This is a genomic window from Actinotignum inguinis (assembly GCF_051265835.1).
In the GTDB taxonomy this organism is placed as follows: Bacteria; Actinomycetota; Actinomycetes; order Actinomycetales; family Actinomycetaceae; genus Actinotignum; species Actinotignum timonense.
This window is the reverse complement of the sequence record NZ_JBOZDP010000001.1, coordinates 280,756-293,404: the sequence shown is the minus strand read 5'-3', so window position 1 is coordinate 293,404 and position 12,649 is coordinate 280,756. Positions and strand designations below refer to the sequence as shown.

9 protein-coding genes are annotated in these 12,649 nt (G+C 62.8%); 3 read left to right on the top strand and 6 right to left on the bottom strand.

What is annotated here, in order from left to right; all coding sequences use genetic code 11:
- The first annotated feature begins 52 nt into the window (after positions 1-52).
- Entirely contained in the window at positions 53-2,851 is a 2,799-nt protein-coding gene (pulA, locus tag ACRQFC_RS01205; protein WP_410374569.1) for a pullulanase-type alpha-1,6-glucosidase, read from the top strand.
- A gap of 42 nt (positions 2,852-2,893) precedes the next feature.
- Here pulA and ACRQFC_RS01200 read toward each other — a convergent pair whose 3' ends face one another.
- The 3 genes from ACRQFC_RS01200 to ACRQFC_RS01190 form a co-directional block, all read right to left on the bottom strand.
- The gene (locus ACRQFC_RS01200) at positions 2,894-3,517 is read right to left on the bottom strand and encodes a DNA-3-methyladenine glycosylase (RefSeq protein ID WP_410374568.1); all 624 of its coding nucleotides are present in this window, start codon (positions 3,515-3,517) and stop codon (positions 2,894-2,896) included.
- Positions 3,518-3,532: 15 nt separating this feature from the next.
- Positions 3,533-4,504 (bottom strand): L-lactate dehydrogenase, encoded by a 972-nt coding sequence (locus tag ACRQFC_RS01195; protein ID WP_026428978.1) that lies wholly within the window; start codon positions 4,502-4,504, stop codon positions 3,533-3,535.
- Positions 4,505-4,640: 136 nt separating this feature from the next.
- Entirely contained in the window at positions 4,641-5,636 is a 996-nt protein-coding gene (locus ACRQFC_RS01190) for an acrylyl-CoA reductase family protein (protein ID WP_410374567.1), read from the bottom strand.
- 159 nt (positions 5,637-5,795) lie between these two features.
- Between ACRQFC_RS01190 and ACRQFC_RS01185 the strand changes: the two genes are divergently transcribed.
- Both ACRQFC_RS01185 and ACRQFC_RS01180 read left to right on the top strand, forming a co-directional pair.
- The gene (locus ACRQFC_RS01185) at positions 5,796-7,010 is read left to right on the top strand and encodes an amidohydrolase (protein WP_035276970.1); all 1,215 of its coding nucleotides are present in this window, start codon (positions 5,796-5,798) and stop codon (positions 7,008-7,010) included.
- 36 nt (positions 7,011-7,046) lie between these two features.
- Complete coding sequence (locus ACRQFC_RS01180; RefSeq protein WP_087070033.1) at positions 7,047-8,768, top strand: MFS transporter; 1,722 nt, start codon at positions 7,047-7,049, stop codon at positions 8,766-8,768.
- A 142-nt stretch (positions 8,769-8,910) separates the two neighbouring features.
- On the opposite strand, the gene ACRQFC_RS01175 is transcribed toward ACRQFC_RS01180, so the two are convergent.
- The 3 genes from ACRQFC_RS01175 to ACRQFC_RS01165 all read right to left on the bottom strand — a co-directional run bounded on the left by ACRQFC_RS01175 (position 8,911) and on the right by ACRQFC_RS01165 (position 11,487).
- Entirely contained in the window at positions 8,911-9,507 is a 597-nt protein-coding gene (locus ACRQFC_RS01175) for a hypothetical protein (RefSeq protein WP_320753853.1), read from the bottom strand.
- A gap of 4 nt (positions 9,508-9,511) precedes the next feature.
- Entirely contained in the window at positions 9,512-10,573 is a 1,062-nt protein-coding gene (locus tag ACRQFC_RS01170) for a DUF7224 domain-containing protein (protein WP_410374566.1), read from the bottom strand.
- A gap of 152 nt (positions 10,574-10,725) precedes the next feature.
- On the bottom strand, positions 10,726-11,487 hold the full coding sequence (locus ACRQFC_RS01165) for an ATP-binding cassette domain-containing protein (protein WP_320753851.1): 762 nt from the start codon (positions 11,485-11,487) through the stop codon (positions 10,726-10,728).
- Positions 11,488-12,649: the final 1,162 nt, after the last annotated feature.

Sequence of the window (12,649 nt, the reverse complement as noted above, 5' to 3'; positions counted from 1 at the left end):
GTCCCCGCGCGTATCCGCACCGCTCCCATTTTGCCGATCACAGGAGATCACCATGACCCACCACTGGAGTTCTGAGGCGCTTTTCGGCTGCGGGGAGTTCCTCGCGCAATCGGTTAACCGCTCGTTGATTGCCTGGCCCGCGGAGCAGATCGCGGAGGGCGACAGCTTTGAGCTGTGGGTCTGCCCGGATGGGGCTGGGGTGCTCGGGGACAGTGCGCGTGGCGATAGGAGCGCAGAACAGCTCGGCGTCACGCGGCTTTGCGCCCTCACGGTGGACCCGGGAGGTATCCCGGCCGCGGCCATTCCCACGCGCGCTCACCTGGCCGGATATACCGCGCTGCGCCTGAGCGGCGTGCCTTCCCACCAGTTGCGCGAGGCCCTGCGCGGGCAGCTCCTCGTGGCGCGCCGTAGCAGCTCCGGTGAGCTGAGCGCCCTGACCGGGGTGCAGATTGCCGGGATGATTGATGATCTTTACGCGGGTGCCCGCCAGGCAAAGCTCGGGGTCGCGTGGAATGGGGATGCGCCCGCGGCGGCACTGTGGGCGCCCACCGCCCGCCGGGTTCGTATTGAGGTGACGGGTGCGGGCGAGAGTGCGGGCGATGGCGCGGGTGCGGGTGCGGAGACCACTGGCGACGGCGCTGGCCCCGCCACTGGTGCCGCTGCGTGCACCGCTAGCTCCGCCACGTGCGCCGCCACCCGCACCGCTGCCGCGTGCACCACCACGCACCCCATGACCCGCGATGAGCTGGGTATTTGGCACGTGCATGGCACCCCGGCCTGGAAGAACGCCAGCTATCTTTTCGAGGTCGAGGTTGTGGAACCCCGGGCGGGCACCGTGGTGACCTACCGGGTAACCGACCCCTACGCGGTGGCCCTCACGGTGGATTCCGAGCGCGCCGTCTTCGTGGATATGGATGACCCGGCCTACCAGCCAGATCTCTGGCGCACCGCCCCGCAGCGCACCCTCACCAACCCGGCCGCCCACACCATTTACGAGCTGCACGTGCGTGATTTTTCAATGTCGGATCCCACCGTTCCCGATCACTTGCGCGGAAAATACGGTGCGTTTACGCTGCCGGATTCGGTCGGGATGCGCCACCTGCGCGCCCTGGCCGCCGCCGGGATGACCACCGTTCACCTCCTTCCCACCTTCGATATCGCCACCATTCCCGAACGCCCCGAGAACCAGAAAATCCCGCGGATCCCGCCGGCCGCCCCGGATTCCCCGGCCCAGCAGCAGGCCGTGAGTGCGGTGGCGGATTCCGATGCCTATAACTGGGGCTACGATCCGTTCCATTACCTGGCGCCGGAAGGTAGCTACGCGGTGGAACCCTATGGCGGGGCGCGCATAAATGAGTTCCGTGCCATGGTGGGAGGGCTGCATGCGGCTGGCCTCGGCGTCGTACTCGATCAGGTCTACAACCACACGGCCGCTGCGGGCGGGGCGCCGGCCTCCGTCCTCGATAAAGTAGTGCCCGGTTATTATTACCGGCTGGACGCGCGCGGCGCCGTCGCAACGTCGACGTGCTGCCCGAATGTGGCGACCGAAAATCTCATGGCGGAAAAACTCATGGTCGATGCGGTGGTGCTGTGGGCCAAGTACTATCGCGTGGACGGTTTCCGTTTCGACCTCATGGGCCACCATGCGCGGGCAAATATGGAGGCGGTGCGCGCCGCTCTCGATGCCCTCACGGCGGAGCGGGACGGTATCGACGGCACGCGCATCTACCTCTACGGGGAGGGCTGGAATTTCGGGGAAGTGGCCGATAATGCGCGGTTCCGTCAGGCCACCCAGCTGGAGTTGAACGGCACCGGTATCGGGGCCTTCAATGATCGCCTGCGCGATGCCGTCCACGGCGGCGGGCCTTTCGATTCCGATAAACGCCACCACCAGGGCTACGGCACCGGCCTGTTCACCGACCCGAATGGCCACAGTCCGTGCTCTCCGGAGGAGAATCGCGCACGCCTCGGGCACGCCACCGACCTGGTCAAACTCTCCCTGGCCGGGGCTCTACGCGATTTTCGCTTCCGCACCCACACCGGGGAATGGAAAAGCGGTGCCGAGCTGGATTACGGTGGGCGGCCCGCCGGTTTCGCCTCCCAGCCCCAGGAAGCCGTCAATTACGTGGACGCGCACGATAACGAAACCCTGTGGGATATTGGCGCATACAAACTGCCGCTCTCCCTGAGCACCGATGACCGCATCCGGATGGCGCTGCTCTCTCTGGCCACGGTGGTGCTCGGGCAGGCCCCGGCTTTCTGGCACGCGGGCACCGAGCTGCTCCGCTCGAAGTCCCTGGACCGGGATTCCTATAATTCCGGGGACCATTTCAACCGCCTGGATTTCTCCGGGCAGAGCAATAATTTCGGGGTGGGCCTCCCGCCCGCCAGCCGCAACGAGGCATCCTGGCCGGTCATCCGGCCGCTGCTGGCGCGCCCCGAGCTGCGCCCCGGCCCCGAACAGATCGCCCGCGCGGGCGCCATTGCCCGCGACCTACTGCGCCTGCGCCATTCCAGCCCGCTCATCACCCTGGGAAGCGCGGAGCTGATCCGCGCGAAAGTGAGTTTCCCCAACGGCGGGCCGGGCGCCACCCCCGGCCTTATCATCATGCGCATCGACGACACCGCCGGCCCGGATATCGACCCGCAGCTCGACGGCATCATCATTGCCTTCAACGCCTCCCCGCGCCCCATCACGGAAAAAATCGAGGGCGTCACGGAAAGTTATGAGCTTTCGCCCATTCAGATTCATGGGTACGACGACGCAGTCCGCGCCGCCACGCTTATCAGCGGCACCGTTACTGTGCCAGCTCGCTCCGTCGCGGTGTTCCTGTTGGCCCAGCGGCCATGACCGTACTGTGCGGTGTGCTGTGCCCCTATCCCGCGAGGGGCGCTAGCTGCGCCGCCCACTGACGGTGGGATCCCCGGGTAGCCAGAAGCGCAGCGGTGCCTCTTTATTTCGGGAAATCCCGATGCGGGGGCCCACCTTGTAGGGCAGCGGCACCGGCGGCAACTCCAGCCACAGGGCCCGCCCCGCCAATCCCGCGGGAGCGAGCATCCCGCCATCCGCATCCCTCACCGTCAGCGGCAGCCCGCTCATGGAGATATCCAAAGCTAGCACCTGGCCCAAGTTGCCCGGCCCGCGCGCCAGGGCCTGGCGCGCGGGCGGAGCGGCCCCTGGCCGGGTCCGGCGCCGGCGGGCTTCCTCCAGCCCGGCCACGACCTCGCCGGCGCGCAAGAGCACCGCGCTGGCCTGGCCATCCGCCCCGCAGACGATATTGCCGATGCGATGGATGCCGTAGCTGAGATAGACATAGAGGTGGGCGGGTGGCCCGAACATGACGCGGGCGCGCGGGGTGGGTCCGGCGAAAGCATGCGAGGCCGGATCGCTCGCCCCGAGGTAGGCTTCCACCTCGGTGAGGCGCACCGCTACGGCACCGTCGCCTACCACCGCGCCCAGCAGCAGCGGGGCCAGCTCATCAGCCGGCCGGCTCAGGTCCGCGATGCTTGCTGACACGATGCTTGCCGCCGCCTAGGCGTCGTCGCCCATACCCTCAAGGTTGGACAGCGCTTCGCGAATCTGCGCGGCGCTGGCCCGCAGGGATTCCAGTTCCGCATCCGATGGCTTCATATCGATCTGCCGGATCGCGCCGCGCGCCCCCACGATGGTGGGCACGGACATGCACACCCCGGAAATCCCGTTCCAGCCGGTCATGAGCCGGGAAACGGAAAGCACCACGTGTTCGTCGCGCAGCACCGCCTGGATAATCCGGGAGGCCGCCAGCCCGATGGCGTAATTTGTGGAGCCTTTCCCTTCGATCACTTCGTAGGCGGCGTTGATGACGCGGTCGGCGATACCGTCGAGGAGTTCGTCGGTGACCGGGCCGGAGCGTAGCTCCCATTCGCGGATCGGCACCGTGGAAATCGACGCCATCGACCACATGGGAGTTTCGGAATCCCCGTGTTCGCCGCACATATAGGCGTGCACATTCGAGGTCGCCACGTGGAACTTCTGCGAAATAAGCTGGCGCAGCCGCGAAGAATCCAGCACGGTTCCGGTCCCGAAAACGCGCGCGGGCGGCAGCCCGGAGATTTTGAGGACGGCTTGGGTGACCACGTCCACAGGATTGGCGACGACGACGAAAATCGCGTTGGGGGAGAGCTCAACGAGTGGGGGAACAATGGAGCGCATCATCGCCACACTCGCGCCCGCAAGGTCCAAGCGAGACTGGCCCGGCCGCTGGCGCGCCCCGGCAGTAATCACGATAACATCGGAATCCGCGGTGGCCTCCACGTTATCGGTGCCCTCAATTTTGGCGGTCGGCATGAACTGGCCACCGTGCATAAGATCGAGAGCTTCGGCATGCACCTTCTGTGCGTTGATATCTTGAAGAACAACATGCCGGGCCACGCCTTTAATGAGCATGGCGTAGGCGAGGGAAGTTCCCACCGCCCCGGCGCCAATAATAGAAACCTTTGAGCCTTCAGTGCGCTGGTCAATCATATTTCACTATTTTAGCCGGTGCGGGCCGCGCCAAACGGGGGCTACGGGCCGTTCGCCGGCCCGCGGCCCCCGTCGGCCTCGGCTCATGCACGCCGCGGTCTGACCGGCGCTGCCCCGCAGGTCCGCGCTGCCGCCCTTAGCTAATCCGCACCGCCGTGCGGCCGTAACGCTGGCCGGCCAGCAGCTCGCGCCCAGCTGCGGGAACCTCCTCCAGCTCGATCACGTGGGTGAGGGAATCGAGCACGCTCGTATCTACGTGCTCGGCCAGCAGCTCCCAGGCGCGCAGGCGCAGCTCGCGCGGGGCCCGCACCGAATCCACCCCGGCCAGGGTAACGCCCCGCAAAATAAAGGGCAGCACCGTGGTGGGCAGCGCGGTGCTGCCGGCCAGCCCGCAGGCGGCCACCGTCCCGCCCCAGCGGGTTTGCGCCAGCAGATTCGCGAGCACCTGCCCGCCCACGGTATCCACCCCGCCCGCGAAGCGGCTCTTCTGCAGCGGCCGCGCGGAAGGCTCCTCGAATTCCGAGCGCTCAAGCACCTCGCTGGCCCCGAGTCCGCGCAGGAAATCCCCGAAGCGCTCCGCTCGCCCGGTCAGCGCCACCGGTTCATAGCCGAGCCGTGCGAGGAGATGGAGCGCGATACTTCCCACCCCGCCGCTCGCCCCGGTTACCACAACCGGGCCGTCCTTCGCCGCGTGATCACTGAGCGCCAGCACGCACAGCGCCGCCGTATACCCGGCCGTTCCCAGGGCCGCCGCCTGCGCGGCGCTCAACACTTCCGGCACCGGCACGCAGGCATCTCCCGGAACCAGCAGCTGCGGGGTGTAACCCCCGTGCCGGAATTCGCCCAGGCCCGCCCCGTTCACGCTGACCAGATGCCCCGGGCGCACCGGGCTGTCCGGGCCGGCCTCCCGCACCGTCCCCACCGCGTCAATACCGGGAATAAGCGGGCTGACCCTAGCCACACCCCGGTCGCCTTTCAGGCACAGCGCATCTTTGTAATTGAGGGAAGACCAGGAAATATCGAGGAGCACATCGCCTTCCCCGAAGGGGGCCGCATTCGCTCCACCGGCCTGAGTATCGAAAGTGAGCGTGGGCGCGGCTGCGTCGTCGCACCGCACAAAAATAGTAGCCATGCATTAAGCGTACCGGCGCGGCATCGGCCACGCTTTCCGGCTACTATCTGAAGTAGACCCGGCGCGTGAGCCGGGCACAAGGCGCAGATAGGGCCGGCCGCTACTTCCACGCATTCGCAACGATGGCGGTCCCGCCCTATCCTGGCGGAAAGGTGATTCATGATCAACATTAAAGAGGCGGTGGATTCTTTCACCTCCTGGCAAGAAGAGCTTTATGTCCACCTGCATCAGCATCCCGAACTTTCTATGCAGGAAAAAGAAACGTGTGACACTATCGACGCGGAACTGACGCGCCTCGGGTACGCAACGCAGCGGATCGGCGGCGGCGTCGTCGGTGTGCTGGAAAACGGGGAGGGGCCCGCGGTGCTGTTCCGCGCCGATATTGACGGGCTCCCGGTCAAGGAAGCGACCGGGCTCGAGTACGCATCCACGCAGACGCGCACGGATGCGGACGGCAACGAAGTCCCGGCCATGCACGCCTGCGGCCACGATTTCCATATTTCTTGCGCGCTGGGCGCGGCCCGTATTTTCGCGGAAAACCGCGAGGCCTGGGCCGGCACCTATATCGCGCTGTTCCAGCCCGGGGAAGAAACCGCGGCCGGGGCGCGCTCCATGGTGGCCGACGGCCTGGTCGATAAGATTCCGGCGCCGGATGTGGCTCTGGGGCAGCACGTGCTGGCCGGGCCGATGCGTGCCGGGCAGGTCGGCACCCACGCCGGGGCGATTCTCTCCACCGGCGCTTCCGTTAAGGTGACGCTGCACGGGAAGGGCTCGCACGGCTCCATGCCGCATCTGAGCATCGACCCGGTGGTGCTGGCCGCCGCCGTGGTGACCCGGCTCCAGAGCGTGGTGGCGCGCGAAATTAATCCCTTCAAGATGGCGGTGCTGACCGTGGGTTCCATCCACGCCGGAAGCAAATCAAATATTATTCCGGACACGGCCACCCTGCTTATTAATATTCGCGCGTACGACATGGACGTGCGCGAACAGCTCCTTGATGGCATTAAGCGCACCGTCACGGCCGAATGCGAAGCGGCTCGCGCCCCGCAGGCACCGGAGTTTGAGATCTACGATTCCTACCCGCTTACTAATAACGACGACGCAACTACCGCCAAGGTCACCCAGGCATTCCTGGCACACTTCGGGGAAGAGCGCGTGATGGACTGCGGCGAAGTATCGGCTTCCGAAGATTTCAGCGTGATCCCGGATGCCTTCGGGATTCCCTACACCTACTGGGGCTTCGGTGGTTTCGCGGAAGGCGCGCCCACCTACCCCAACCACAACCCCGCCTTCGGGCCGGTTCTCCAACCCACCCTCGCCACCGGCACCGAAGCCGCGGCCGTTGCCGCGCTCGCCTGGCTGGCGCGGGACTAGCGGGACCACATTTCCACGATGACAAAGGATAAAACTATGGCTACCACCAATGGCGCAAAGGCGCCGGCTGGTACGGCGCAGGCTGGCACGGCGCCGGCCGGTAACCCGCCGCAAGAAACTGGCTACCGCGGCACCGAAAAACTGCTGTGGGGCATCGTCCTCGCGGTGGTGACCTTCTGGCTATTCGCCGGAACTGCCGCCACCGTGGCACCCAATATTATGGAGGACCTCGGTAACGTGGACGCGGCCGGGATGAACCTCGCGGTTTCTATCACCGGCCTGTTCTCCGGCCTCTTCATGGTGCTCATGGGCGGCCTGGCCGATAAGATCGGGCGCGTACGTATTACCCTCCTCGGGATTGTGCTCAACGCGGCCGGTTCGCTGCTGCTCATTTTCGCGGCCGGGGGCGTGGCGCTGCCGCTGCTGCTGACCGGGCGCGCGATCCAGGGCCTGGGTGCGGCCTGCATTATGCCGGCCTCGATGGCCCTCGTGAAGGCCTACTGGGATGGCCCGGCCCGCCAGCGCGCGGTGTCCATGTGGTCGATTGGTTCCTGGGGTGGCTCCGGCCTGGCCGCGATCTTCGGCGGCACCGTGGTGCAATTCGTGGGCTGGCGCGGAATCTTCATCGCCTCGATTATTATTTCCGTGCTCGCCTTCCTCATGATCCTGGGCACCCCGGAAAACCGGGTGGAAAGCACCGGCCCGCGCAAGAGCTTCGACGCCATCGGCCTGGTGCTCTTCATCGCCGGCACCCTCGGGCTTATGATCGTGCTGCTCTACGGCTCGAAACTCGGCTGGGGCAGCGCGGCAACGCTCCTGCTCACCGCGCTCGCGGTGGTGTCCTACGCGCTCTTCTTCGGGTGGGAACGCAAGCAGGCGAACCCCTTCATTGATTTCGCGCTTTTCAAGAACACCACCTTCACGGGTGCCACGATCTCCAACTTCCTGGTGAACGGCACCATCGGCATGCTCATTATTAGCCAGCAGGTCATCCAGCTGGCCGGGCACAAGGCGGACGGTTCGCTCTACACCGCGTTCGATGCGGGCCTGCTTTCGCTGGGCTACGGTGTGTGCATTATCGCCTTCATCCGCATCGGCGAGAAACTCCTCCAGCGTTTCGGGCCGCGCAAGCCGATGATTTGGGGCTGCCTCATCACCATCGTGGCCTGCGGGCTGCTCATGACCACGCACCTGCTTATCGGCCAGTACGTGCTCATGGCGGTGATCGCCTACTGCCTCTTCGGTCTGGGCTTGGCCTTCTACGCCACCCCGTCCACGGACGCGGCGCTCTCGAACCTGCCGGCTTCCCAGGCCGGTTCCGGTTCGGGTATCTACAAGATGGCCTCCTCGCTGGGCGGGGCGATCGGTACCGCGATTTCGCTGGCGGTCTTCTACGGGCTGCAGGGCGCCCCGGTGCCGGACGTGATCGCAATGTCCGGGCGCACGGATAACTCCTCGATTCGCCTGGCCGCGATGGTCGCCTTGGGTGTTTCTTTGGTGTTCTTGCTGCTCGCCATTGTTTCTATTACGACGACGGTACCCAAGGGCGGGGGCTCTGCCACCGCGGGTGCTTCGGCTCCCAGCGCGGCTCCGGCCCCGCAGCTCGCCCCGGACGACGAGCGCCAGGAGATTATCGCGCGCCTGTCCGAGCTGCCGCTGCGCGATCTCCAGCGCCTGGAGCGCCAGCTGCTCGTGGACGAACTCTCCGGCTTGGACACCAAGGCTTTGCAGGCCCTGGTGGAGAAGCAGAAGGCGTAGTTCTTCGCGCGGCGCGCTCGCGGAGCGGGTGCGCAGGCAGCGCGGGATAGCTACATGGTCGTGGGTGCGTATCGCAGGTTTCTGCGGTACGCACCCACACCTCGTTAAAGCTGATGTGCTTTCGAAACGATCCGGCAGCAACCTACCGCTTGAGGTACCGCGGCCGGATGCCTTGGCAGTACAGTGCCGAGCATAATCCTGCCGCTACACACATGCCGGCAGTGATAAGCCACAGCGAGGGGCTATTGCTCCGCGATTGCACCAGATTCCAGGTGCTCTCACGATCAGGCGCAAAAGCTGCGCTCAGGAACACCAGCACCAGGGGAAGTGCCCACATGAGGCGTGCGCCGAAGAAGTAGGCACTCACGATTCCAAGTGCTAGCCACGCAACGTGAAGCCGGAGCAGGCTGAGCCCGGTCGAGTCGTGGGTGAGTAGCACGAAAACTCCGGTTAATGCCGCAGTAGCGCTGGCGATTCCGCACCCTACCGTCAGCAACATACCCGCCGGAGCTTTACCGTAGTAGTCCTTCTCTTCACGCGGGGCCATAACACTGAGGAGAGCCAAAGGTATGCAGAAGGTGAGCATGCGGCCAAGCGGCGTGGTCCCACCTGAGACCCACGAATGGAAGGTGTGGTCTTCCCCGAGTAAATAGATAGCGATGAGGGCGGCAAGGGCGATACCGAGCGCCTTCAAAGCTCGGTGAGCGCGAAGGTAGATGAGCCACGGATGTGCGGTCATCGTGCTACCTCTCTAAATCGGCAACAGATGCTGCATACGTCGCCTGAGCCCAGGCGCGCTGTTCCGCTTCCGGTAGCGCAGTGATTGCTCGCACGCGTTCCACTGTCGCGGAATCATGACCGTCGGCAATAAAAGAACCATCGGTTTTACTCGGGGCACCTCGCATCATGAGCCATAGGTCAAGATCATTACGTGCGGCATTCCCGGCATCACTGTTTGATCCTCCTTCATAACTCCGATTCGTGAGGGGGTATACCAGCGCAGTGACGAGCATGCTTTCGTCATCCATATCCGCGCTCGCAAAGTTTAAGGTTCGCCCGCCGTAGTGATTGCCGTTGAGCGCAAATTCTTCAAAGGTATCCGCAACTGGCATTCCTTCGGGGATAAGTGGCAGGATACGGTCGCGGATATTCGTGAATGTCTTCAAAGCGGGCTCGTGTTCTTTCCATACGCACAGGAAAGGTTGGGACGTGGTGCATACCTGGCCGCCGCCCCGACGTTGGCTCGGCTCCGGGAAGAGCGTGCTGGTAGCGATGAGGGCAGCAACAGCAATAAAGGCAAATATCAAGCCTCCCACGCTTTGTTTTTTATGCCAGCCGGAACGCCAGGGAAGGAAAAGTGCGGGGATGAAGGCCAGCGCTGTCACTGCAATAAGGGTGTAGAGCTGGGGGAGCGATACCTCCATATAGGGCTCCAGCACAGTGTATTGAGTAGTAAACATGGCAATGCCTAGCATTGCTCCGAAGCTTCCCACTGCAAGTACGGCGCTAGATGCATCTATTCGCCCGATCATATGGCCAATAAGTACGCCCAGGAATCCGAGGCATAGGTACCCGATGATCGGATGAATATTGACCGGCGCGAGCTCCTCGCGTGCCATGGCAGTTATTCCTAAGGCGGCACCACTGAGCACAGCTCCCGTGAAGAGGACGGTGATGAGTCCCGACATAAGCGCGCTGGCATTTTGCATGAGCACGCGAGGCGGGGAATAAGGCACCCACGTGGGAAGATCTACCGCACGGATTCGTTCGGAGTGAATTGCCTGCACCGCAGAAACCAGCGGCATTCCGAAAATAAAACCGCAGAGAGCGTAATTCGCCGTGGCGCTTGTATAGCCCACCCAAGAATCACGTAGGAGCCATAACGCTATCGTTCCGACTATCAGGGTGAGGAGTGCGCTGATGAAATGTGGGTGACGTTTGAGGTAGGGCCAGAAAATCATGACGTGCTCCCCCGCGGAGTTTCTCCGGCCAATACCGCCATAAAGCCCGCCTCCGCCAGGCTCATATCTCGCGTATCAATGCCGGTGCCACTGCCAAGGCTTTCCAGCTCCGCCACCGTTCCCGAAAAACGGATAGTGCCCTGGTCGAAGACTAGAACAGTTTCAGTTACATGAACAATGTCCTCAATGAGGTGGGTGGAGATGATAACGGTATCCGCCAGGTGCGCGCCGAGGAGTTTCCGGAATTTCACGCGCTGCACCGGATCCAAGCCGGCCGTTGGCTCGTCAAGAAGTAATATCTGTGGGTCGCCCACTTTGGCAGCTGCTAATCCGGCTCGTTGCAATTGCCCACCAGATAGGCTCCCCATTTTCTTATTGGTGAGGTCGTCAATATCGAAATCGTGGAGGTTCGTGCGCACCGAGGTATCAATATTTGAGCGCGCCACGCCGCGCACCCAGCCGATATATGAAGCGAATTCTGCAGCAGTGAGCCTGGGATCAAATGTGATTTTCTGCGGCAGGTAGCCGATGCTTTGCCCCAATTCGCGCCAGCTGAGTTTGTGGAGTGGTTTTTCGGAAATGTAAACGCTGCCGTCACGCGGGCGTAATTGGCCGGCCAGGGTACGTAGCAGGGTGGTTTTACCGGCACCGTTTGGCCCCAGTAAAGCGGTGACCCCGGAGGGGAACTCCGCGTCAAGTCCGCTAAAGACGGGATTTGACGCGGAGTAGCCCTGGGTTAGCTTCCAAGTGGTAAGCATAGATTTTAACCTTGTTGTTGGATCGTGCCAGAAGAGATACCCCAGAAACAGGCCCCCCGAGAAACCTGGGATACCTTTGCCCCTCTCTCGATATAGGCGTAGTCTCCCTGTCGTGTCGGTTGTGCAGTACACCGGGCGTGGGTCCGGTAGTTCCCGCTTACGGTTGCTCCTCCTGTTGCGACAGAATTAGCCCAGAAACCACCGGGATTCGAAGTATTAACTTGGAAAATGACGCCGTTAGTCGATCCTCCAAATTGGCCGGCAGACATTGACGCGTAGGCAGCTGTTGGTAGAGCTGCAAGTAGGGCTACGGCAGTAGTGCCTAGTATCTTTTTCATTATATTCTCCTTTGAATGACGTGAACTATCGGTTCACAATTTAAGAATATAGCGTGATGTGGGTTACATGCAAGTGCTTAGGTGTATTTGTTATTTGAAATAAGTCGTTCTGAAGAGAAATTCACTATGTGATTTGTTTAGAACGAACGGGAGTCTGCTCTAAATCTGTGATGTCTCGAAGCTTTTTGGACAGGGAGTCCGTTGACTTTTTGGACGAGGAGTCCAGTCACTTCTTTGGCAACATGTCTGCCCGCTTTTTGGACACAGCTGCCCGTGCTGAGACGCAGGGGCAAAGCCGTGAAGCGCACGTTAGATCTGCACGAAGAGCGCAAGGAACGTCGCATAGCCTTCCGGCTCTGCAGGCGAGTGTGCCAGCCGAGCAAAGATCTAGTCAACGCATTCCCCCGCCGATACGTTCCGTCAAACGCCGCTACGTGGACTTGGGAACGGTGGTGGCCGTTGTGCTTACGCCCCGGACAGCGTGGGCCGATTCAGGTAGACGGGACCGGCTAGAAATTGTCAATGAACGTCATGGGCTTGCTGTAAAAAAGCGAGACTCCGTGTCCAAAAAGATACTGGACTCCTTGTCAAAGAAGTATATGGACATAACAAGTCTGCTCTAAATCCGCGTGCCGATTCTGTTCTAGGGGCGAGCTAGTTGTGCCATGTTAGCCGCGCATATTCTGCATTGCTCACCGGCTCGAGCCATTCGTTGGAGGTATCCGTTCCGGGAACTTCCACGGCGAGGTGGGAGAATCAACTCTCGGGGAAATCTCCCAGCTGGTCACGGCCCGCGGTTTGGGTAATCTTCTCATTCACCTGAG

What these genes read in the sequence shown, in the direction of transcription:
- ACRQFC_RS01175 (WP_320753853.1), bottom strand. Translation starts at nt 9,507, where the DNA reads ATGACCGCACATCCGTGGCTCATCTACCTTCGCGCTCACCGAGCTTTG.
- ACRQFC_RS01195 (WP_026428978.1), bottom strand. Translation starts at nt 4,504, where the DNA reads ATGATTGACCAGCGCACTGAAGGCTCAAAGGTTTCTATTATTGGCGCC.
- ACRQFC_RS01185 (WP_035276970.1), top strand. Translation starts at nt 5,796, where the DNA reads ATGATCAACATTAAAGAGGCGGTGGATTCTTTCACCTCCTGGCAAGAA.
- ACRQFC_RS01190 (WP_410374567.1), bottom strand. Translation starts at nt 5,636, where the DNA reads ATGGCTACTATTTTTGTGCGGTGCGACGACGCAGCCGCGCCCACGCTC.
- ACRQFC_RS01165 (WP_320753851.1), bottom strand. Translation starts at nt 11,487, where the DNA reads ATGCTTACCACTTGGAAGCTAACCCAGGGCTACTCCGCGTCAAATCCC.
- ACRQFC_RS01180 (WP_087070033.1), top strand. Translation starts at nt 7,047, where the DNA reads ATGGCTACCACCAATGGCGCAAAGGCGCCGGCTGGTACGGCGCAGGCT.
- ACRQFC_RS01170 (WP_410374566.1), bottom strand. Translation starts at nt 10,573, where the DNA reads ATGCCGCTGGTTTCTGCGGTGCAGGCAATTCACTCCGAACGAATCCGT.
- pulA (WP_410374569.1), top strand. Translation starts at nt 53, where the DNA reads ATGACCCACCACTGGAGTTCTGAGGCGCTTTTCGGCTGCGGGGAGTTC.